This is a genomic window from Sphingomonas psychrolutea (assembly GCF_014636175.1).
GTDB lineage: Bacteria > Pseudomonadota > Alphaproteobacteria > Sphingomonadales > Sphingomonadaceae > Sphingomonas > Sphingomonas psychrolutea.
This window is the reverse complement of record NZ_BMDW01000011.1, coordinates 99,355-119,137: the sequence shown is the minus strand read 5'-3', so window position 1 is coordinate 119,137 and position 19,783 is coordinate 99,355. Positions and strand designations below refer to the sequence as shown.

At 62.3% G+C, this 19,783-nt stretch carries 23 protein-coding genes and 2 tRNA genes; 12 read left to right on the top strand and 13 right to left on the bottom strand.

Features of this window, described 5'->3' with window-relative positions; genetic code table 11:
- Positions 1-442: 442 nt before the first annotated feature.
- The 3 genes from IEV62_RS10660 to IEV62_RS10650 all read left to right on the top strand — a co-directional run bounded on the left by IEV62_RS10660 (position 443) and on the right by IEV62_RS10650 (position 2,372).
- Complete coding sequence (locus tag IEV62_RS10660; protein ID WP_188447244.1) at positions 443-871, top strand: hypothetical protein; 429 nt, start codon at positions 443-445, stop codon at positions 869-871.
- Positions 872-1,402: 531 nt separating this feature from the next.
- Complete coding sequence (locus IEV62_RS10655; RefSeq protein ID WP_188447242.1) at positions 1,403-2,068, top strand: hypothetical protein; 666 nt, start codon at positions 1,403-1,405, stop codon at positions 2,066-2,068.
- Between the two features lie 73 nt (positions 2,069-2,141).
- Positions 2,142-2,372, top strand: coding sequence for a hypothetical protein (locus tag IEV62_RS10650; protein WP_188447240.1), 231 nt, complete (start codon positions 2,142-2,144; stop codon positions 2,370-2,372).
- Between the two features lie 53 nt (positions 2,373-2,425).
- Here the strand turns inward: IEV62_RS10650 and IEV62_RS10645 are convergent, their stop codons facing one another.
- The 3 genes from IEV62_RS10645 to IEV62_RS10635 all read right to left on the bottom strand — a co-directional run bounded on the left by IEV62_RS10645 (position 2,426) and on the right by IEV62_RS10635 (position 4,614).
- On the bottom strand, positions 2,426-4,015 hold the full coding sequence (locus IEV62_RS10645) for a DUF6538 domain-containing protein (RefSeq protein ID WP_188447238.1): 1,590 nt from the start codon (positions 4,013-4,015) through the stop codon (positions 2,426-2,428).
- A gap of 91 nt (positions 4,016-4,106) precedes the next feature.
- A tRNA-Ala gene (locus tag IEV62_RS10640) sits at positions 4,107-4,182 on the bottom strand.
- 114 nt (positions 4,183-4,296) lie between these two features.
- Positions 4,297-4,614, bottom strand: a complete 318-nt coding sequence (locus IEV62_RS10635; RefSeq protein WP_188447277.1) for a TIGR02300 family protein — start codon at positions 4,612-4,614, stop codon at positions 4,297-4,299.
- A gap of 100 nt (positions 4,615-4,714) precedes the next feature.
- Here IEV62_RS10635 and aroA point away from each other — a divergent pair, with 100 nt between their 5' ends.
- Genes aroA through cmk form a run of 3 tightly spaced genes read left to right on the top strand, consistent with a single transcriptional unit; the run spans position 4,715 to position 6,917 of the window.
- Entirely contained in the window at positions 4,715-6,046 is a 1,332-nt protein-coding gene (gene aroA / locus IEV62_RS10630) for a 3-phosphoshikimate 1-carboxyvinyltransferase (protein WP_188447235.1), read from the top strand.
- On the top strand, positions 6,043-6,291 hold the full coding sequence (locus IEV62_RS10625) for a CBU_0592 family membrane protein (protein WP_188447234.1): 249 nt from the start codon (positions 6,043-6,045) through the stop codon (positions 6,289-6,291). The genes aroA and IEV62_RS10625 overlap by 4 nt, the downstream gene beginning before the upstream one ends.
- Positions 6,288-6,917, top strand: a complete 630-nt coding sequence (gene cmk / locus IEV62_RS10620; RefSeq protein WP_188447232.1) for a (d)CMP kinase — start codon at positions 6,288-6,290, stop codon at positions 6,915-6,917. The genes IEV62_RS10625 and cmk overlap by 4 nt, the downstream gene beginning before the upstream one ends.
- Here the strand turns inward: cmk and IEV62_RS10615 are convergent.
- On the bottom strand, positions 6,914-7,240 hold the full coding sequence (locus IEV62_RS10615) for a type II toxin-antitoxin system RelE/ParE family toxin (protein ID WP_229733024.1): 327 nt from the start codon (positions 7,238-7,240) through the stop codon (positions 6,914-6,916). The genes cmk and IEV62_RS10615 overlap by 4 nt on opposite strands.
- Entirely contained in the window at positions 7,194-7,454 is a 261-nt protein-coding gene (locus IEV62_RS10610) for a type II toxin-antitoxin system ParD family antitoxin (RefSeq protein ID WP_188447231.1), read from the bottom strand. The genes IEV62_RS10615 and IEV62_RS10610 overlap by 47 nt, the downstream gene beginning before the upstream one ends.
- Positions 7,455-7,738: 284 nt before the next feature.
- On the opposite strand from IEV62_RS10610, the gene rpsA reads away from it, so the two are divergent.
- The 5 genes from rpsA to IEV62_RS10585 all read left to right on the top strand — a co-directional run bounded on the left by rpsA (position 7,739) and on the right by IEV62_RS10585 (position 12,016).
- Complete coding sequence (gene rpsA, locus IEV62_RS10605) at positions 7,739-9,472, top strand: 30S ribosomal protein S1 (RefSeq protein WP_188447229.1); 1,734 nt, start codon at positions 7,739-7,741, stop codon at positions 9,470-9,472.
- 154 nt (positions 9,473-9,626) lie between these two features.
- Positions 9,627-9,905: an integration host factor subunit beta gene (locus IEV62_RS10600; protein WP_188447227.1), complete on the top strand. Its 279-nt coding sequence runs from the start codon at positions 9,627-9,629 to the stop codon at positions 9,903-9,905.
- Between the two features lie 62 nt (positions 9,906-9,967).
- Positions 9,968-10,053, top strand: a tRNA-Leu gene (locus IEV62_RS10595).
- A 49-nt stretch (positions 10,054-10,102) separates the two neighbouring features.
- Positions 10,103-11,575, top strand: a complete 1,473-nt coding sequence (locus tag IEV62_RS10590; RefSeq protein ID WP_188447225.1) for an ABC transporter substrate-binding protein — start codon at positions 10,103-10,105, stop codon at positions 11,573-11,575.
- Positions 11,576-11,602: 27 nt separating this feature from the next.
- A complete protein-coding gene (locus tag IEV62_RS10585; protein ID WP_188447273.1) occupies positions 11,603-12,016 on the top strand; it encodes a DUF4112 domain-containing protein in 414 nt (137 codons plus the stop codon).
- Positions 12,017-12,019: 3 nt separating this feature from the next.
- On the opposite strand, the gene IEV62_RS10580 is transcribed toward IEV62_RS10585, so the two are convergent.
- From IEV62_RS10580 to IEV62_RS10555, 6 genes are all read right to left on the bottom strand, one after another.
- Positions 12,020-12,733, bottom strand: coding sequence for a ribonuclease T2 family protein (locus IEV62_RS10580; protein WP_373868583.1), 714 nt, complete (start codon positions 12,731-12,733; stop codon positions 12,020-12,022).
- 10 nt (positions 12,734-12,743) lie between these two features.
- On the bottom strand, positions 12,744-13,589 hold the full coding sequence (gene nadC / locus IEV62_RS10575; RefSeq protein ID WP_188447223.1) for a carboxylating nicotinate-nucleotide diphosphorylase: 846 nt from the start codon (positions 13,587-13,589) through the stop codon (positions 12,744-12,746).
- Positions 13,586-14,026, bottom strand: a complete 441-nt coding sequence (locus tag IEV62_RS10570; protein WP_229733022.1) for a hypothetical protein — start codon at positions 14,024-14,026, stop codon at positions 13,586-13,588. The genes nadC and IEV62_RS10570 overlap by 4 nt, the downstream gene beginning before the upstream one ends.
- Positions 14,023-14,646 carry a SatD family protein gene (locus IEV62_RS10565; protein WP_188447219.1) on the bottom strand — a complete coding sequence of 208 codons (624 nt, stop codon included), beginning with the start codon at positions 14,644-14,646 and terminating at the stop codon, positions 14,023-14,025. The genes IEV62_RS10570 and IEV62_RS10565 overlap by 4 nt, the downstream gene beginning before the upstream one ends.
- 148 nt (positions 14,647-14,794) lie before the next feature.
- A complete protein-coding gene (gene nadA / locus IEV62_RS10560) occupies positions 14,795-15,805 on the bottom strand; it encodes a quinolinate synthase NadA (protein ID WP_188447218.1) in 1,011 nt (336 codons plus the stop codon).
- 51 nt (positions 15,806-15,856) lie between these two features.
- Positions 15,857-16,636 carry a hypothetical protein gene (locus IEV62_RS10555; protein WP_188447216.1) on the bottom strand — a complete coding sequence of 260 codons (780 nt, stop codon included), beginning with the start codon at positions 16,634-16,636 and terminating at the stop codon, positions 15,857-15,859.
- Between the two features lie 122 nt (positions 16,637-16,758).
- On the opposite strand from IEV62_RS10555, the gene IEV62_RS10550 reads away from it, so the two are divergent.
- On the top strand, positions 16,759-18,129 hold the full coding sequence (locus IEV62_RS10550; RefSeq protein WP_188447214.1) for a peptide MFS transporter: 1,371 nt from the start codon (positions 16,759-16,761) through the stop codon (positions 18,127-18,129).
- A 4-nt stretch (positions 18,130-18,133) separates the two neighbouring features.
- Here the strand turns inward: IEV62_RS10550 and IEV62_RS10545 are convergent, their stop codons facing one another.
- Both IEV62_RS10545 and IEV62_RS10540 read right to left on the bottom strand, forming a co-directional pair.
- Positions 18,134-18,847, bottom strand: coding sequence for a DUF4230 domain-containing protein (locus tag IEV62_RS10545; RefSeq protein WP_188447212.1), 714 nt, complete (start codon positions 18,845-18,847; stop codon positions 18,134-18,136).
- Entirely contained in the window at positions 18,844-19,728 is an 885-nt protein-coding gene (locus IEV62_RS10540) for an MBL fold metallo-hydrolase (protein ID WP_188447210.1), read from the bottom strand. The genes IEV62_RS10545 and IEV62_RS10540 overlap by 4 nt, the downstream gene beginning before the upstream one ends.
- Between the last annotated feature and the right edge of the window lie 55 nt (positions 19,729-19,783).

Below are 19,783 nucleotides of genomic sequence, written 5' to 3'. Positions count from 1 at the left end.
GGTTCCACATCGGTTCTTCCAGATCAGGTGTCGCAACCCTCTGGAATCATACCGGAGCTCGATCGTCCACTATCATTACGCCGCCGTTTCGAGACAGCCTCTAAGGCAGATCGGCGCGTGATGATTGGCCTAAGGGCTACCCTCGAAATGCTCAATATCCCTATTCCCGACTATGCGCACCGGGGATACTCAGGCCCAACTCCCGCCAAGGTAACTATCGCTGCGTTTAACGCGGACAACCCCGCTCTTCGGTCGATGGTACTCCCGGACCGGAAGCCCAATGCATACACTGGAACCAACTAAAATACCCTAAGGCCGATGCCGTTAATTTCACCCCGAATAGGATCATGTTATAAATACCCCGAAATATACCCTTACACAACTTAGCCTCATCGATACCCGCATTGAGCAAGCACGCTCAGACGTCGCCCTACTAGAGCGCTTGAATAATTCACCGGATTTGTTGACGGAGCTGCTTGCTGAGCACAGTGCTTTAATGCTCAAGCATACTGCATCTAAATCCGCTCAAGAAAAGCTAGATAATGATGCCCGTTTCGCAGGTCTATCTGGACTCAGAGTAACAGACAAAACCCCCGATGAAACGACGTTGCGCTCTAGCTTCGAGATAACTTATATTTCTCTAATATATGACATGTATGCCAATGTAAGTATACCAGTCCCTACTACGGTGGTGGGATTTGATGCATTACCGGAACACGTACTTGCTTATCTGCTTGATCGCCATCCTGATCAGATACCGGCAAAGATTATTCGCTTAGCGGCTAACCCCGCAGATGCCATCAATCGGTTCTTTATGGGTCTCAAGCGGGGGCACCTGACGGCTAACGATCATGACGTACAGCGCGCATAGTTGGCATGAGTTGCAAGAGCCTATCCGGTCTGCGCCGCAGCGCCCCAAGCAAGTACCGAACATCGTCAGCGTTGGCGAAACCGGGCGTTCCCCTAGAGCGCCCTGCCAACACCCGCTATGTCACAGTAGGGCGCTATACGCCGAGGTCTCTGGAGGAGTTGCACGACGCCTGCGGGCAGTACGCGCATGCCGCCATACTGGAGACGCTTTGGTACGCAGTGTCTCGCTTTCTTATGGACGGAATTGCACACGGCGTATTGTCCAATCCTGACAATGTTGCCTGTACATCTGTGAACTTGTGCCGAAATGCGGATCGGGTGCGCGGCTATCCATGCCTTACCGACATACCGCGACTTAACATCCTCCCTTCGCTGTCTCTGCCGTGCCAAGCCGAAGCCCGTCGCGTTGCTGAGGAAACGATAGAAGATTGGAAGCGGGCGGGAAGTCCCTACCTGTTACTGGCCATTGCCCGCACGCACGAAACTGTCGCCCTGTATCAGCGACGCCACCCTTCCCCTTTGGAGCTAAGAATTGACCGCACTGACAACCAAAGAGCGCGCCCAAGTGAATGCCGCTCTCTGCCTGATCCACGACAACGGGCTTGATGCCAGCGCCATTACGCGAGCAGCTACCGTCAATATCGCGGGGGGCCTTTCGCCCGGTGCCGCCTACGGGCTGGTGCTAAACGCCTTCGCTGGGCAACACGCGGATCTAGCGCCCATGCTCTCAAAGGTTACCCGGTTGATCGGCGCAAGCTCCCCGGAAACCATCGTTACCTATGATCGCGCCCTTACTGGGTACATCGCTACCGGGAATGATGCGGCCATGAACGCCTTAGCCCCGATGATTGCAGCGGACAGCATGGCACTGGCGATCCGCGCCGGGGAAATGAAGGCAGGGGACTCGGGAGCGGCAGCACTAGGGGCCATTCCGAGTCCCGCGATGCAGCAGGCGTACGCCAACGCCAGCACTGCCCCTGACGTTCCTTCCCCTACCGATGCCAATGGGTATCAGCTATCGGCGGTCCCCGGTGCGGGCATGGTCGGGGCAAAGGCCAACCTTGCGCCTGCCCACTACAGCGGGTTTGCTCCCGATGTGTCCGCATTCAACGGCCTGACACTTGCGGCAACGCGGGAAGCGGCACGAGTATCAGCGGCTGGGCAGTCATCCGTTACCCCGGATAGCGGTAGCATCTAGGATAAAAGCGGACGGGCAGGAAACGCCCAGAAGTGGACATTGCGCCCCTCTCTAATCGGCATATGATCTGGCTATGGCAGGCGACTTCCTCTTTACAGCCGCGATATTTGCGCTGGCAATTTACGGCGTCTGGTCCATCAGGCGTGATCTTCGCCGAGGGGTCGCGTCCGCCCGAGGTTTCTCATTTGCGAAGGTTACTCAGCCGCAGCGTTATCGGTGGCTGATGGGCTTCAACATATTCGCTGTCAGTCTCATCTGCATTGGCGCGATCATCCAACTGGCCCAAGCAATCGGCAAATCGTAGAGCGGTGGCCAGCGGCAGCTTTCCACCACGATCAGACATACAGGCGTGAGTCGCTAGACGCCTATGTTGAGTCCCGGCACCCTGTACGTCGCCATACCTGCGACCAATCGATGCAGCGGATATCTATTCCCGTATTCGTCCGCAGTGTCGCCGGGGCTGTGCCCCATGATCTGACGTTGCACGCCCTCGATGATGTCAGCACTGCGGGCGTAGTGTTTGAAGGTATGGCGAAAGGAATGGAACACCATGCGCTTGTCAGTGATCCCGCAGGTGGTGCGCATATAGGGGCCAAACCACTCCCCCCACTTGGCGGACAAGCGCCCGTATACGTTGGGTTTGAGCATTGGGAACAGGCGAGCGGTATTGGCAACAATCGCTGCCTCTACGAAATCGATGAAGCCCAATCGCTCTAGTTCCGGGTGCAGGGGCACAATGCGCTCGCTGTCGGCATTCTTTAACCGGGTGTCGGTTTCGGCATCGTCCTTCCGATCCTCGGTAAGGCGAATGAACCAGCCTCGCTGATCGCCCCCATCGGCATCCGGGTAATCCATCTGAGCGACATCACTGGGGCGTAGCTGGCCTAGTTCCTCTAGGCGCGCGCCGGTGAAAAGCGCGAGCAGCGGCAACCAGTATGCAGCTTCCCCCTTACCGCCAGCGGGCCGCGCACCATTGGCATGCACCGGGCCTGAAAATATCTGCCTGAGCGCGGGTAGATCGAACGGCAGACGTTTGTTGCGTGCCCTGTCCGTGTCCTTGATCGTGATGCCCTCTGCCACATTCGCGGCGGCATGGTCATTGTTGAAAGCCCATTTCAGCAATGTTCGTAAGCGGGAGAGCTTCATGTTGATGTTAGCGGGAGATTGCCCCTCCGCGACCAGCTTGTCCTTGAAGCTCAGTACGTGCTTGCGTGTGATCTGATCAACGGGGATTTGCCCCTCACGTTCATAGAACCACCGGGCCACGGCCCTATGGGTATCAATGCCTTTCTGCACCGGCTTTCGCTCAGCGGCCCAAAGGTCAACGATGGTGGTATCAAGCATCGTCCCCCTGCCAGTAGGGGCACCGTCAGAAATGGGGGCTGCATCTGTGTGTTCATCGGTTTGCGCGGGAGTACCGCTAACACGTGCGCCGGGAAGGGCCTTTGCGATTAGCAGCTTATCTTTTAACAAGTCCCGATCAAAGTTCACGCCATCAAGAATGTATCGGAAGGCGCGCAAGCCTCGGGGCATTTCAGCGGTAGACCCCCGCAACCTCCCTTCAAGAAACGCGATCAGACCGGCGACATCCTCCCGGCGATGATCTTGTGCCGCAAGCTCCCGCGAGTCCGCCTGCTCGCTCTCTAGGCGAGCTTCCCATGTCGCGGCTGCCATCGCCTCTGCGCGGGGCGAAAGGGCCTGAGGGACCGCCTGAGGGGCTTGCTGGGCAGATTGAGCCTGCGCCCTAGCTGCATCGATCTGGGCATCCGTGGCGAGGGTGTGAGACGGCACAAGCCGCTTCGCTGTGTCACGGTCTTTGGTGTGGAGAGAAAACTTCCATTCCGTGCGCGCCGCCCCGGAGGCTGTTCGGATGAACGGTCGCACTCCATCGGGCACAGCGCGACGGAAATAATAGGTCGAGCCGACCTTATCGAGATAGTTGCACATGGCCCTTGGCTCCTGTTCCAGATGTAACAGACGCCCGTAAAAAGCCTATGTTTTCCAAGTATATAGCCAGTTTTCAATGACTTATACAGAATGGTGGAGCCGAGGGGGATCGAACCCCTGACCTTTCGCATGCCATGCGAACGCTCTCCCAGCTGAGCTACGGCCCCATGTCCCGGGTGGGTTGGTCCCAGGGAAGGCGTCGCCCCTACCGAGGCGACGCACCCTTGGCAAGCGGCCTGGTTGCCGCTTGCCCTTAAAAAGTGCCGATCACGTGTCGAAGATCAATGCTCGTCTTCGCTCGCAGGCGCTTCCACGCCGAGATCGTCGTCGCCGCCGAGGTCGACCTCGTCATCAGGCGAGGGCTCCTCGTCTTCACCGGTGTCGATATCCTCGTCGTCGCCAGCGAGATCATCGTCCTTCTTGACCAGTTCGGGCTTGGCCTGCTCGAACGGCAGCGGCTGCTTCGACTTCAAGATCGGCTCGGGCTCCCAATGCGCACCGCAATTGATGCAGGTGACGGGGTCGTCCTTGCCGAGATCGTAAAAGCGGGTGGCGCATTTCGGGCACGAACGCTTCGTGCCCCATTCCGGCTGGATCATATGCCGAGTGACCTCTTTCAAAGATGGGATTATTGCGGTTGCGCCGCAAAGTGGGGCGCGCCTTGCCATAGCGCAAGCGCACTGTCAAAGCGCAGGGCCAATGGCCCACCCCTCCTCTGCACCGCTCACCCTGTCTGCCGTCGGTCCCCTGACCGGACGCGTCCGCGTGCCCGGCGACAAATCGATCAGCCATCGCGCCCTGATGTTTTCGGCACTCGCGATCGGCACCAGCCGGATCGAGGGCTTGCTCGAGGGAGAGGATGTGCTCGCGACCGCCGCCGCGTTGCGCGCGATGGGTGCTACGATCGTGCGCGATGCGGGCGGCTGGAGTGTCGATGGCGTCGGCGTCGGCGGCTTGCTGCAACCCGCTAATGCGCTCGACATGGGCAATTCGGGGACGTCGACCCGGCTTTTAATGGGGCTGGTGGCGAGCCATCCGATCACCGCCACCTTCATTGGCGACGCGTCGCTGTCGAAGCGTCCGATGGGGCGGGTGATCGCACCGCTGTCGCAAATGGGCGCGGATTTCACCGCCAGCCCGGGCGGCCGCCTGCCGCTGATGCTGCGCGGCCTGTGTCCCGCCATTCCGATCACCTACAAGCTCCCTGTCGCCTCGGCACAAGTGAAGTCGGCGGTTTTGCTCGCCGGGCTGAACACGCCGGGCATTACGCGCGTGGTCGAACCCGTCGCGACGCGCGACCATAGCGAGCGGATGCTGCGCGGGTTTGGCGCAGAAGTTTCGGTGGAAACCACGCCACACGGCAAGATCATTTCGATCACAGGCGAAGCCGAGCTGAAGCCGCAGCACATCGTCGTGCCGGGCGATCCGTCCTCTGCCGCCTTTCTCGTGGTGGCGGCAACAATCGTTCCGGGGTCGGATATCGTGGTCGAGAATGTCGGCCTCAACCCGACACGGGCGGGGTTGTTCACGGCGCTGCGGCTGATGGGCGCGTCGATCGAGGAGCTGGACCGCCGCGACGTTGGCGGCGAGCCGGTTGCCGATTTGCGCGTGCGCCATGCCGCGCTGACCGGGATCGAGGTTCCGCCCGATCTCGCGCCGAGCATGATCGATGAATATCCCGTGCTGTTCGTGGCAGCAGCCTTTGCCACGGGCCGCACGATCGCGCGCGGCGCCGAGGAGTTGCGCGTCAAGGAATCGGACCGGATCGCCGCAATGGCCGCCGCGCTCGGCGCCGTTGGCGCGCGGGTCACAGAAATCGAGGATGGCCTGCTGATCGACGGCACCGGCGGCGATCCGCTGCCGGGCGGCGCGACGGTCGCGACGCTGCTCGATCATCGCATCGCGATGAGCATGGCGGTGGCGGCCTTGCATTGCCGCGCGGGCATCACGCTCGACGATGCATCGCCCGTTGCGACGAGCTATCCCGCCTTCTTCGACCAGATCGCGCATCTACGGGGCGCGGCGGCATGATCCTGTCGGGGACCGCCGACGTGCTCGGCTTTTGCGGCGCGGTGATGGTCCTGAGCGGCTTTGCCTATCAGACGCTCCGCAACGCGGCGCCGAGCCGACTGTCGAACGGCGTCAATTTGATCGGCGCATCGCTGCTCGCGCTGTCGCTGATCGTGAACTATAATTTGCCCGCGCTCTTGCTGGAAATCGCCTGGGCAGGAATCGCTTTTTTCGGATTGGTACGCACAGTGGTGATACGCCGATGATCATCGCCGTCGATGGTCCAGCCGCATCGGGCAAGGGCACGATCGCGCGGGCGCTCGCCAGGCATTATGGCTTGCCGCATCTCGACACGGGCTTGCTGTACCGCGCGGTCGCCGCCAATGTGGCGCGGCTAGACCTGGACGGATCGATCGAGGCGGACGCGATCGCGGCGTGTGATTTCGATGATGCGTTACTCGACGATCCGATCCTGCGCAGCGACGCGATCGGCTCGCTTGCGTCGGTCATTTCGGCGCATCCGCTGGTACGCGCATCGCTGCTGCAGCGGCAGCGGCGATTTGCCAATCAACCCGGCGGGGCAGTGCTCGATGGTCGCGATATCGGCACTGTGATCGCGCCCGAGGCCGATGCCAAGCTGTTCATCCGCGCGACGCCCAATATTCGCGCGAAACGCCGCCATGCCGAGTTGCGCGCCGCCGGATCGACGATCAGCATCGATAGAGTGCTGGCCGATATCCGCGCCCGCGATTTGCGCGATTCGACGCGCTCCACCGCGCCGTTGGTCCCGGCGAAGGATTCGGCGTTGCTCGATACCAGCTTTCTGTCGATCGAGGCGAGTGTCCAGCGCGCGATCGCGATCGTGGAGGCGCGACGGGAGATGACCCGTTAAAGGGGGTCGGCCAACCAATCTTCGTGGCCATGACGAATTCGCACAATCACTATTTCTTCGTTATCGATAATATATACAATTAGGTGCGATTTATAGGGGTGAGCGCGCACTGGCGGATTGGCCTCTACTCGCTCCCTCGCGGCTCGCGGAAACGATGCAAGAAATTCGAACACGCGGGTCAGCCCGGCTGCATACTCATCCGCTTGGTCAACGCCGAAGAGTTCCGCGCCTCGCGTGTAGATTTCATCGAAATCCTGATCTGCGAGAAGAGAGAGCCTATATCTCATCACCGCCGGTGCGTTGGAGAAATCGATCACGCGCATCAGCAATGATTTCTTCAGCAGTTCGATCTGAAATGCCGCTTGCCAATCCTTCTTCGACTAGGCGATTCATGTTCGCGATCTTTTCTTCGCGAATTTGCGCTCGTCGAATCAGATCACGCACAAAATCGCTTGAGTTGCCATATCTTCCCGTATCGGTCTGCGATTCGACCCACTTCTTCATCGCATCCGGCAGAGAAATGTTCATCGTCGCCATGATCGATCTCCTAATCGGGATTAGGCCAATTTGCCAAAGATTGTCAACGCGCTTCCAGCTTGCCCCGCAGCCCCCTTCGCGCTAAGGCGCGCCGGTCCAGCGAGCCGCGGTTCGTGGAGGTCCGGCGCGGAAGGTTTCTTCCTGCGCCTTTTTCGCTTGGCGATGCCTCCATGAACAATGGCCCGGATGGATGTCGTGATGGCGTTCGGCCCCCATGACAGCATAGGCCAAGACCGCCGGAGACAACCGGCTGGCCGGAACATGATTTAGGAATACAGGACTTTATGGCCACTCAGCCACATCCAACACGCGACGATTTCGCTGCCATGCTCGAACTGACGCTCGGCGGCGCCGACAGCTTCGAAGGCCGCGTCGTCAAGGGCACCGTTACCGCAATCGAGAACGACCTCGCCGTCATCGACGTCGGCTTGAAGTCGGAAGGCCGCGTTCCGCTGCGCGAATTCGCGATGCCGGGCCAGAAGGCCGATCTCAAGGTCGGTGACGAAGTCGAAGTGTTCGTTGATCGCGTCGAGAACGTCCACGGCGAAGCAATGCTGTCGCGCGATCGCGCCCGCCGCGAAGCCGCCTGGGACACGCTCGAAACCGAATTCGCCAAGACTGCCCGCGTCGAGGGCGTCATCTTCGGCCGCGTCAAGGGCGGCTTCACCGTCGACCTTAACGGCGCCGTGGCCTTCCTGCCCGGTTCGCAGGTCGATATCCGCCCGGTGCGCGACGTCACCCCGCTGATGGATATCCCCCAGCCCTTCCAGATCCTCAAGATGGACCGCAAGCGCGGCAACATCGTCGTGTCGCGTCGCGCGATCCTCGAAGAAACCCGCGCCGAGCAGCGTTCGGGCCTGATCCTCAGCCTCGCCGAGGGCCAGATCATCGACGGCGTCGTCAAGAACATCACCGATTATGGTGCGTTCGTTGATTTGGGCGGCATCGACGGCCTGCTGCACGTCACCGATCTCAGCTACAAGCGCGTCGGCCATCCTTCGGAAGTTCTCAACATTGGCGATACCGTCAAGGTTCAGATCATCCGCATTAACAAGGACACGCAGCGTATCTCGCTTGGCATGAAGCAGCTCGAGAGCGATCCGTGGGAAGGTGCCGCAGCCAAGTATCCGGTCGGCGCCAAGCTGTCGGGCCGCGTTACGAACATCACCGAATATGGTGCGTTCGTCGAGCTCGAGCCGGGCATCGAAGGCCTGGTCCATGTGTCCGAAATGTCGTGGACCAAGAAGAACGTCCATCCCGGCAAGATCGTCTCGACCAGCCAGGAAGTCGACGTCGTGGTCATCGAGGTCGATCCCGACAAGCGCCGCATCTCGCTCGGCCTCAAGCAAGCGATCAGCAACCCGTGGGAGGCGTTCGCAGAATCGCATCCGATCGGTTCGACCGTCGAGGGCGAAGTCAAGAACGCGACCGAATTCGGCCTGTTCATCGGCCTCGACAACGATGTCGACGGCATGGTCCACATGTCCGACATCGCCTGGGGCGTTTCCGGCGAGGACGCGCTCAATCTGCATCGCAAGGGCGAGATGGTTCAGGCCATCGTGCTCGACATCGACGCCGAAAAGGAGCGTATTTCTCTCGGCATGAAGCAGCTCGAGCGTGGCGCTCCGGCAGCAGGCGGCGTTGCCGCAGGCGGCACCGCAGCGGCGGGTTCGGGCCTCAACAAGAATGCCATCGTCACGGTCACCGTGCTCGAAGTCCGCGATGCGGGTCTCGAAGTGCAGGTCGGTGATGACGGCGCGACGGGCTTCATCAAGCGTACCGATCTCGGTCGCGACCGCGACGAACAGCGTCCGGAACGGTTCCAGACCGGCCAGAAGTTCGATGCGATGGTGACCGGCTTCGACCGTTCGAAGAAGCCAACCTTCTCGATCAAGGCGATGCAGATCTCCGAAGAGAAGCAGGCAGTTGCGCAATACGGCTCGTCCGACTCGGGCGCGTCGCTGGGTGACATTCTCGGCGCGGCGCTCAAGGCACAGGGCACCGACACGAAGAAGTGACAAATCGGTGAGGCTACTCGTTCAAAATGAGTAGCCTCACCGCTTTTTTTTACGTCGTTTCGTGCCTATAACAAAAAGCGGGCTTGCGTTAGATCAAGTCCGAATTGGCCTTATCGCCTGCATGAGGGTATAAGGTGGGCAAGGGAATGACGCGATGATCCGTTCGGAACTCGTTCAGATGCTGGCGGCAGACAATCCCGACTTGTCGGGTCGCGATATCGAGGCGCTCGTGACGACGTTTTTCGACGAAATTTCCAAGCGGCTCGCCGCTGGTGGTCGCGTAGAATTGCGCGGTTTCGGCGCTTTTTCGACCCGTGCCCGCGATGCGCGCACCGGACGTAATCCCCGCACCGGCGAACTTGTCGCAGTCGATGCCAAGCGCGTTCCCTATTTCAAGCCCGGCAAGGAAATGCGCGCGCGCCTCAACGTGTGATGCGCCGTTTCGTCACCGTGACTTGACGGCACGCGCGCGGTGCGCTTGGCAGATCCGCAGATGCGGACGTGGCGAAATTGGTAGACGCACGGGACTTAAAATCCCTCGCCCCTTGGGTGTGCGGGTTCGAGTCCCGCCGTCCGCACCAACTGCGCTTCGCGGTAGCGCAACGCGACCCCGGGTGGCAGGGTATGGTGATGACGCGCTTCCGATCCATCCTCCTGTCCGCGCTTATGGTGTCCGCGACGACCGCGCTCGCTGCCTGCACCGCGCGCCCCGATGACGGACCGATCGTCGTCAGCGCGATCGGCGATGCGCCTACGCTCGCCGACCCGGCCCGCGGCGCGCTCGGTACGCCCGCACGGCTGATGCTCGATATGACGGCGCAAGGCCTGGTCCGCTTTGATTCCACCGGCCAGATCGAACCGGGAATCGCCGAGCGCTGGAGCGTTATCGATAACGGCACCAGCTATATCTTTCGGCTGCGGGACGCCGAGTGGAGCGACGGCAAGCCAGTTACTGCCGCCGAGGTCGTCACGGTGCTGCGTCGCCAGATCGCCGCCGGATCGCGCAATGTGCTCAGACCCTATTTGAGCGCGATCGAAGAGATCGTCGAGATGACGCCGGAAGTCATCGAAATTCGCTTGAAGCATCCGCGGCCGGATTTGCTCAAGCTGTTCGCGCAGCCCGAAATGGCGATTCTTCGCATTGCACCGCCGGGCGGCAGCGGACCGTATCGAATCGTATCAAAGCGTCGCCGCACCGTCGCGCTTCGGCCGGCGTTCGACCCGGCGCGCAGCCCCGACGACGATGTGGTCGAGCCGTCGCCCGCCGCCAATGTCAGCTTGATTGGCGAGCGTGCCGCGCGCGCGATCGTCCGGTTCGACCGGCGGGAGGCGAATTTGGTGACGGGCGGCACCTTTACCGATTGGCCACTGGTGATGACGACGCAGATCGCACCGCTCAATCGCCGCTTCGATCCTGCTGCAGGTGTGTTCGGACTGGCGGTGGTAAACCGCAGCGGCGTGCTCGCCGATTCCGAAAATCGCGCCGCGATCGCGCGCACAATCGATCGCGCCGCGTTCGTGGCGGCCATTTCACCGGATTGGCAACCTGCCGCGCAATTGCTGCCCGATCAGCTCGATTCGGCGGCGCCGCCGGCCATTCCGGCATGGGCGGAGGCCCCAGCGGTGGGCGATCCGACTCCGCGCGACCGCATTGCGCGCTGGCGGGCGGCAAATCCGGGCGAACTCCGCCTGCGCGTTGCGGTGCCACGCGGACCGGGGGCGAACCTCCTTTACGGCTATGTCGGGGCAGCGCTCCTTTCGCTTGGTATTACTCCGGAACGGGTTGCGATTGATGCTCCAGCCGACCTCCGCCTGATCGATGCGGTCGCACCCTATGACAGCGGGCGCTGGTACGTCGCGACCGCCTGCCAACCGTGCAGCGAGGCAGCGCAAGCCGCGATCGATGCGGCGCGTGATGCCGAGTCGCCACGCCTGCGCGCGCAGCAGATTGCGGTGGCGGATGCCGCGCTGGCGAGCGATGTCGCCTTCATTCCGCTCGCCCGCCCGCTGCGCTGGTCGCTGGTAAGCATCAGATTGCGCGCCTGGACCGGGAACTCACGGGCGTGGCACCCGTTGAATCACCTCCGGAACGACCCCAATTGAGGTGACATGGCAGACAAGACCTCCCGCATGAATCCCCCGCCCTTCGGCGATTTCGCCACCGCTTATACCGGGCGAGATCCGGCCGCGGTGCGCAAGCGGATCGAGGCGATGGAGCATTTGCTCGAAGGGCTTTTCGTGATTCCCGGCATCAATCGCCGAGTCGGGCTCGACGTGATCCTCGATTTGATTCCGGTCGGCGGCGATGCGATCGGCGCGGCAATGGGCGCGTGGATGGTGTGGGAAGCGCGCAACCTCGGCATGTCGAAGACGCAGATGGCGCGCATGTTCGGCAATGTCGGCGTGGATTTCGTGCTGGGTCTGATCCCGTTCGTGGGTGCGATCCCCGATTTCCTGTTCCGCTCGAACACGCGCAATTTGCGGATCATCAAGCGTCACCTCGACAAGCATCATCCTGCGACGGCGGTAATCGAGGGGCGATAAGCTTTAGCGTTTGCCACGCCAGATCTTGACGCTGGCATTGGCAGCCAATCCGCCCGAATTCGCCTCGCAACGCGTGTACGCGAAGCTCTTGTCGAGACAGAGCCACAGTTCGTCGAGCCAGCCTTTGGCAGTGGCCGTGACGCGCACCGCACTGACGGGGACGCCGGGATTGGCTGCCGCGAAGGCGTCGGCAAACTGCCCGGCATTGAGCGGCTTGCGCGACAGGGCATCCATGTCGGGATAGCGCAGCTTGGCGTACAGACCGGTCGAGCGCGCGAAATAATCGGCGGGCGTGGTTTGCATACACGTGCCGTGCTTGGCCCATTCATGCTGGAGCAGTTGCGCCGACGGCGTCGAACACAGGTTCCGCTTGATTACCGCGGGCGGGAGCAGCGCCGTCGTAGTGCAATATTGCGGCCATTCCTTGCCGACGCCATCGGGCCACAGGCCGTGCAGCGTAAAGCCGAAGCGGTTGCCGCTCTGGCATTCGAACCGCGCCGAGGCATCGCGCGCATTGTTATGGCAATATTGCGGGGCCCAGGTCAGCGCGAGCGTGTAGCCGGTGATCGGCCGCAGCCGCTGCGGCTGGCTCGCCGAAGCAAGATCGGGGCGCGGGCGCGGGACGTTGGACGGCACCGTGCACTGGTAGCTTTGCGCTGCCGCCACCCCCGGCATCGCGATCAGCGCAGCCCCTACGATCCCCAACATCGTCCGCATCGCTACCCCCTCAAATCGCCGCGAAATCCAGCCCGATATCGGCCGCCGGGGCCGACTGCGTCAAGCGCCCGACGCTAACATAGGTCACGCCCGCCTCTGCAATCGCGCGAATCGTGTCGAGCCGCACGCCGCCCGATGCTTCGGTCGGCACGCGCCCAGCGACGAGACCCACCGCCATACGCAACGTCGCCGGGTTCATATTGTCGAGCAGCAGATGCGTGGCGCCCGCCGCAAGCGCCGGTTCGATCTGGTCGATCGAATCGACCTCGACGATGATCCGCGCAATTCCCGCCGCGACCGCGCGCGCGACTGCCGGGCCGACGCCGCCCGCCACTGCGACATGATTGTCCTTGATCATCGCGGCATCCCACAACCCCATCCGGTGGTTGGTCGCGCCGCCCATCCGCGTCGCATATTTTTCCAAAGCGCGAAGGCCGGGAATGGTTTTGCGCGTATCGAGCAAGGTCGCGCCGGTCCCAGCGATCGCATCGACATAGCTGCGCGTCATCGTCGCAATGCCCGACAGATGCTGGACGGTGTTGAGCGCCGAGCGTTCCGCCGTCAGCATCGCGCGGGCGAGACCGTGGAGGCGCAGCAAATCGGTCCCGGCGGGCACGCTCTGTCCATCCTCAACCAGCCGTTCGATCACGACTTGCGGGTCGAGCGCGCGGAAGAACGCCTCGGCAACCGGCAGCCCGGCCACGACGATCGCATGACGACTGTCCATTGTGCCGGCAAACCGCGCGTCGGCCGGGATGACGGCGGCGGAAGTGATGTCGCCGCCGGGACCGAGGTCCTCGGCCAAGGTGGAGGCGACGAAGAAGGAGAGGTCGAAGGAGGGAAGCTGGAAGCTCATTTCACGTCGGCTTTCTTGGGTGTTGCAGGCGTAGAGGAGGCCGCCACCAGCTTGGACTGGAGGTTGCTGCCAAGCTCGCGGTCGTAAACCGTCCGTCCGCTCGTCACGATGATGCCCCACAGCAAGCTGAAGAGCGAGCCGACCAGAAAATATTCCGCGGGAATTTTGTGATCGATTTCCTTGAAGCGCGCGATCGTCTTCAAGGCGATGACGGCGGCAATCGCTTCCCACACGCCGTAAAGCAAGCCGATCGCGATGATCAGGCGTTCCAGGCCGCCAATCACCCGCCCGACTTTCAAGGCGTGGTCTGGTTCCGCGTCAGCCGTCGCATCCTTAAGTCCGGTGAGGTTGAGCAGAAGGCGGCACGCGGCGTTGCCGCCCCACCAAAGAAGCCCAAGCGCCACCGCGGAGTATAGCACGGCATGAACCAGGGTCACCACTTGACGCCATAGTCCTGATCCAACGCACGGATCGCTGCAGTCATCGCCTGCCAGACCGATTCATACAGTTTGAAATTTGCAGCTTCCCGAATTTTATAAATATTTCTTGGTGTTACGCCAAAGACCTCGGCAACCTTTGCTACGGATCGGCTATCCGTCACAATCTGCTGCTGCCGCGCGGTCCAGCCTTCCTCGATCGAGGTCACCGTGTAGCCGAGCGCGTCGAGCAAATCCGCGACGAGGCGATGGTCGGGCAAGGAAAAGCGATAGGCATTTGGATCTCGTTTATCTGCCAGCCGTTCGCGCGCGGTTGCCAGTCCGGGGCCCATCATGTTCCACGCTCGGTCGTGATTGATCGCGGTTTTCAATGTAACCACACCCAAAACGAAACGGCATGGTGTAGACTTGGCGGACAAGCGTTGTCGCAAATCGTGCACGATCGACAACCCATCGTCCAGCGATGCGCACAGCCCTTGAAATTCGTCGCCTAAGGTTATCGTCAACGGCGACGTCAGCGCCGTACGATACTCGCTGTTGATCGCGTCGACCGCATCGTTGAAAGTAGCATGAAGCGTATCGACGGACACCGCATGCTCGCTGCCGATCAAATCCCCCATGATCGCAACGTGATACGGTTGATTCACCATCGCCTTGGTCGAACCTCTAATTCTTTGTGGCAGCGCACCTTGAACCTTTAGCGGTACGCAAACAAGAATGGAACCATTTTAAGTTCAATTTGATAAAAAGACCCTTTTTTGATACACATCAATCCCCCGTAACCCGCACCGGCCCGAGGTCGCCCATCCCCACCGTCCCGCTCGCCATCGCGAGCATCGCGTCGAGGCTCTTCTTCGCTTGCAGGCGCAAGCCCTCTTCGATCTCGATGCGCGGCGTCAGATCGCGCAACGCGACGTAGAGTTTTTCGAGCGTATTCAGCGCCATGTACGGGCAGATGTTGCAGTTGCAATTGCCGTCCGCGCCTGGCGCGCCGATGAAGTGCTTGTGCGGCGCGGCCTTTTGCATCTGGTGGATGATATGCGGCTCGGTCGCGACAATCAGCGTGTCGCCGGGCATCTGATCGGCATAGGCCAAGATGCCGCTGGTCGATCCGACATAATCGGCATGATCGAGGATATAGGGCGGGCATTCGGGGTGCGCCGCGATCGGCGCGCCGGGGTGCCGCAATTGCAGCTTGAGCAATTCGGTTTCGCTAAACGCCTCGTGCACGATGCACACGCCCGGCCACAACAGCATCTCGCGCCCGGTCTTGCGCGCCAGATAGCCGCCGAGATTCTTGTCTGGCCCAAAGATGATCGGCTGGTCGAGCGGGATCTGGCTGAGGATCTTCTCGGCCGAGGACGAGGTGACGATGATGTCGGACAATGCCTTCACCTCGGTCGAGCAATTAATGTAGGTTAGCGCAATATGGTCGGGATGCGCCGCGCGGAACGCCGCAAACTTGTCGGGCGGGCAGCTATCCTCCAGGCTGCACCCCGCATCCATGTCGGGCAGCACGACGATCTTGTCGGGCGACAGGATCTTGGCGGTCTCGGCCATGAAGCGCACGCCGCAGAACGCAATGACATCGGCATCGGTTGCCGCGGCCTTTTTCGACAAATCCAGGCTGTCGCCGACGAAATCGGCGAGATCCTGGATTACGGGCTTTTGATAATAATGCGCGAGGATCACGGCGTTGCGATCCTTGCGCAGCCGATCGATCTCGGCGCGCAGGTCGAGCCCGGTCAAGCTCCCACCGATACCACCACGTGCGTCCATCTTGCTGCTCCCGCGCTTGCGGCTGTCACATGGACGCGGCGCGGTCCGCAATCAAGGGTGCGGCGGGAATGGTGGGTAAGCGAGCGGCGCAACCGAAGCCCCGGCAGAGCCCGCCGTGACGGCGTCGTACAAAGCGAGCCCGATCGGACTATAGGTGACGATCTCCACCAGCACGAGCGTCGCCAGAACGATCGTGCCAATCCCCCAACCCCAGGCAGGATGCACGCGGCCGGTGCTGCGCAGATCCGCAATCACCCCAATCAGCGGGAAGATCATCACCGCCACAAAGGTCAGTTCGTACGCCCAGGGGATGAGGAACGGCATCGGCAGCAACCGGCCAAAAGCCGGCCCGAGCAGGATCGACATACCGCAATAATGTAACCGCCGATGCCAATCGGTCTGCCGCCGCAGCACGACGGCCGCGACGGTGAGACCGGCAAAGGACAGCAGCGAAACCGGGTCGAACACCAGAAATTGCAGCGGCGTGAAAAAGAACGGCACGCGCCCGCCGCGCACCATCGCCAGCGTAACCGCGCAGCCAAGCACGACCATCGCGACAATCCAGCCGGCGGCGATCCAGCCGAGGCGGCGGTGCAACGCCATCGATTCCCCCGCGACGAGCGCGTTTTGCGTCACATAGATCGCGACCCAGCCCATAAAGACGATCGCGTGCGCATGGACCATCGTCGGAGACGCCGCAAAACTCGACCGCCCCATCGCCAGTTGCAGCGAGAAGCCCGCAACGATGACCGCCGCCATCGCCACCGCGCTCCACAGGAAAAAAGGTTCGCCGCGTACTTGCGCGATACGCGGTGCTGCCAACGTCGCCATGCTCATTCCCCCCGGATGTCACATCGGCGCCCGCCTAACACAAATGCCGTCATTTTCAAACGTCGTCGGATCGCGCGACGCACTGCTTGCCAGCCACCGCAGGCCATGCAAGCTTTCGCAACATGGCTACGCTTCCCTTGGCAGACCGCGCTTCCGCCACCGCACAGCGCGATGACCTGTGGGGCCAGCCACGCGGGCTATGGGTATTGGCCGGGACCGAATTGTGGGACCGCATCTCGTTCCACGGCATGCAAGCGCTGTTGGTGCTGTACATGGTCGGTGCGCTGTTGCTGCCGGGACATGTCGAGCATGTTGCCGGGTTCGCCGCGTTCCGCCGTATCATCGAAGGCGTCACCGGGCCGCTTTCGGTGCAAGCGCTCGCCGCGCAGACCTTCGGGCTGTATGTCGGATTGATCTATTTCACGCCCGTCATCGGCGGGTGGATCGGCGACCGGCTGACCGGGCGGCGGATCGCGGTGTCGCTTGGAGCGCTGTTGATGACGGCAGGGCATTTCGCGCTGGCGTTCGACGTTACCTTCCTGCTCGCGCTGTTGCTGTTGATCCTCGGCGCGGGGCTGTTGCGTGGCAATCTCAGCGCCCAGATTAAATCGCTCTATGCCGATGGCGACCGGCGCGAGGCTGACGCGTTCCAGCTCTATTATGTCGCGATCAATCTCGGCGCGTTCATCGCACCGATCATCACCGGCGCGCTGGCGACCGCGTATGACTGGCATACCGGCTTCGGTTTTGCCGGGTTCGGGATGCTGATCGGGCTGATCGTCTATCTGATCGGGCAGCGCCATTTGCCGCCAGACACGGTGCGCGCGGCAGTGGTCGAGCGCGCACCGCTGACCGCCAGCGATTGGTCGCGGATCGGCGGGCTGGCGATCGTCTTCCCGGTGCAAATCTGTTTCTGGATCGCGCAGAGCCAAGTGTGGAACGTGTATAATCTGTGGGTGCGCGATCATCTCAACTTACGCATCGCCAGCTTCATGGTGCCGGTGCCGTGGCTGCAAGCGCTCGACGGCGTCGCGCCGATTCTGGTGATGCCCGCCTTCCTCGGCCTATGGCGCTGGCAAGCGCAGCGCGGGGCCGAACCCGACGCGATCGGCAAATTGGCGATCGGCTGCGCGGTGTTCGCGCTCGGCACCGCGTGGCTCGCTGCCGCCCCCTTCGTGTCGGGCGCGGACGGCCGGGCGCCCTTGCTATGGGCGGTGGCGTTCCATCTCATCTCGAATGTCGGCTGGCTCTATTTCGCGCCGATCTCGCTCGCGCTCTACGCGACCAAATCGCCGCCCTCGCTGCGCGGTACGCTGGTCGGGGTCAATTATCTGGCGACGTTCTTCGCGAGCATCATCAGCGGACGCCTGGGCGGCTTTTACGAGACGATGGACCCGACGCGCTTCTGGCTGATGCACGCCGCGATCGTCGGCGGCGGCGGGCTCGCGCTCGCGCTGCTGGCGCGTCCGCTGCGCCGGATATTCGCCGCCTGACCGATCAGCTGCCGTTGCCGAGCACTTCGGCGATCGACTTGGTCGTGTCCCACCGCTCGCCATCGCTGGCGCGTTCGAACGGAAAGGTGATCGCCACGGCGATATCGTCCTGCTTTGCCGCCGCCAGCGCACCGTGGAGCAGCGTTGACAGCCCCCGCCGCGCGCTTTCACGGGCGGCGGCGAGATGCTCGGCCTTGCGCCCCTCGGCTTGCGCATTGCCTTGCGCCTTTGCCGAGATCGTCTTGGCCAGCGCCGCCTCCGCGCCGCGCGTGACCCAGACGCCGCTCGTCTGATTGATCGTCATCGCGCTTTCATCGACATTGGCTTGCGCGACACTGATATCGGGAATTTCGACGGTGAGGCGGCGACGGCGCTCGTCCCATTGGTATTTGCGGGGGGACAGCCCGCCGAGATCGACGAAATAATCGACGGTGAAGGGGACCTTGACGACCTTGGCCGAGGTGAGCCAACCGCCCATGCGGACATCGCGCGCGGTCACCTGCTCGGTGCCCGACAGCGTCGCTACCTTCAAAGCAGTGGTTTTTGCAAAGGTGGTGCGGACAATCCGGTCGATCGCTTCACGATCATCGTTCTGCTCGACGACATAGGCGTCCTGATACCGGTCATAAACGACCTTGATCGCAAAGATCGCCGCGATCAGCAACGCGATCGCCAGCGCAAGCTTCACGGGCGAGCGAGCGATCGGGGTCGCCGTCATGACGCCGCCACAGGCTCCGACAACAACCAGACGCCCGCCTTCTCGATAACCAGGCCCCGGCTACGCAAGTCGATCAGATGCGCCAGAACCGATCGCTCCGCCGCCGGGAACAGCCGCGGGTCGAGGCCGACATACAGCCGCGCAACCATCGCCGGGATCGTCGCGGACACGTCGCGCAGCAGACGCAGGATCTGCCCTTCGCGCTGCTTGCGGTGCCCGAGCATCCCGCGCGCCAGCCGCTGCGGGTTTTCGACCGGATCGCCGTGCGCCGGGTAATAAATGCGGTCCGCGCGATGGAGCAGCTTCTCGAGGCTCGCCATGTACGCCGCCATGTCGCCATCGGGCGGGGAGACGATGCTGGTCGACCAGCCCATCACATGATCGCCGGTGAACAGCGCCCCTGCCCCATCCTGCGCCTCGGGCAGCACGAAGGCGAGATGGTTGGAGGTGTGGCCGGGCGTCGCCAGCGCGGTGAGGGTCCAGCCGTTACCGGTCACGCTCTCGCCCTCGGCCAACACGCGATCCGGCGCATAATCGTGGTCGAACGACGCGTCCAAGCGGAATCCGGCGTCATCGCGCGCAAGGGGCGCGCACCCGACGATTGGTGCCCCCGTCGCGGCGGCGAGCGGGCGCGATGCCGGGCTGTGATCGCCGTGCGTGTGCGTGATCACAATCGCGCGGACCGGACGCCCGGCAATCGCGGCGACCAGCGCGTCGATATGCGCTGGGGTATCGGGGCCGGGATCGATCACGGCCAGATCTGTGGCGCCGACCAGATGCACTTGCGTGCCGGTAGACGTGAAGGGTGACGGATTTGGCGCGAGCACGCGGGAAACAAGCGGTTCGAGCTGCTCGGGTACGCCGGGGAGTTGCTCGGTCATGCCAGTCGAGATGGCGGGTCGGGCGGGGCTTGGCAAGGGTTGGCGGCCCCTCCGT

Bases quoted from the DNA above. Each gene is read 5' to 3' on its own strand.
- IEV62_RS10650 (WP_188447240.1), top strand. From the start codon at position 2,142: ATGGCAGGCGACTTCCTCTTTACAGCCGCGATATTTGCGCTGGCAATT.
- IEV62_RS10645 (WP_188447238.1), bottom strand. From the start codon at position 4,015: ATGTGCAACTATCTCGATAAGGTCGGCTCGACCTATTATTTCCGTCGC.
- IEV62_RS10635 (WP_188447277.1), bottom strand. From the start codon at position 4,614: ATGATCCAGCCGGAATGGGGCACGAAGCGTTCGTGCCCGAAATGCGCC.
- aroA (WP_188447235.1), top strand. From the start codon at position 4,715: ATGGCCCACCCCTCCTCTGCACCGCTCACCCTGTCTGCCGTCGGTCCC.
- IEV62_RS10625 (WP_188447234.1), top strand. From the start codon at position 6,043: ATGATCCTGTCGGGGACCGCCGACGTGCTCGGCTTTTGCGGCGCGGTG.
- cmk (WP_188447232.1), top strand. From the start codon at position 6,288: ATGATCATCGCCGTCGATGGTCCAGCCGCATCGGGCAAGGGCACGATC.
- IEV62_RS10615 (WP_229733024.1), bottom strand. From the start codon at position 7,240: ATGCGCGTGATCGATTTCTCCAACGCACCGGCGGTGATGAGATATAGG.
- IEV62_RS10610 (WP_188447231.1), bottom strand. From the start codon at position 7,454: ATGGCGACGATGAACATTTCTCTGCCGGATGCGATGAAGAAGTGGGTC.
- rpsA (WP_188447229.1), top strand. From the start codon at position 7,739: ATGGCCACTCAGCCACATCCAACACGCGACGATTTCGCTGCCATGCTC.
- IEV62_RS10600 (WP_188447227.1), top strand. From the start codon at position 9,627: ATGATCCGTTCGGAACTCGTTCAGATGCTGGCGGCAGACAATCCCGAC.
- IEV62_RS10590 (WP_188447225.1), top strand. From the start codon at position 10,103: ATGACGCGCTTCCGATCCATCCTCCTGTCCGCGCTTATGGTGTCCGCG.
- IEV62_RS10585 (WP_188447273.1), top strand. From the start codon at position 11,603: ATGAATCCCCCGCCCTTCGGCGATTTCGCCACCGCTTATACCGGGCGA.
- IEV62_RS10580 (WP_373868583.1), bottom strand. From the start codon at position 12,733: ATGCGGACGATGTTGGGGATCGTAGGGGCTGCGCTGATCGCGATGCCG.
- nadC (WP_188447223.1), bottom strand. From the start codon at position 13,589: ATGAGCTTCCAGCTTCCCTCCTTCGACCTCTCCTTCTTCGTCGCCTCC.
- IEV62_RS10565 (WP_188447219.1), bottom strand. From the start codon at position 14,646: ATGGGGGATTTGATCGGCAGCGAGCATGCGGTGTCCGTCGATACGCTT.
- nadA (WP_188447218.1), bottom strand. From the start codon at position 15,805: ATGGACGCACGTGGTGGTATCGGTGGGAGCTTGACCGGGCTCGACCTG.
- IEV62_RS10555 (WP_188447216.1), bottom strand. From the start codon at position 16,636: ATGGCGACGTTGGCAGCACCGCGTATCGCGCAAGTACGCGGCGAACCT.
- IEV62_RS10550 (WP_188447214.1), top strand. From the start codon at position 16,759: ATGGCTACGCTTCCCTTGGCAGACCGCGCTTCCGCCACCGCACAGCGC.
- IEV62_RS10545 (WP_188447212.1), bottom strand. From the start codon at position 18,847: ATGACGGCGACCCCGATCGCTCGCTCGCCCGTGAAGCTTGCGCTGGCG.
- IEV62_RS10540 (WP_188447210.1), bottom strand. From the start codon at position 19,728: ATGACCGAGCAACTCCCCGGCGTACCCGAGCAGCTCGAACCGCTTGTT.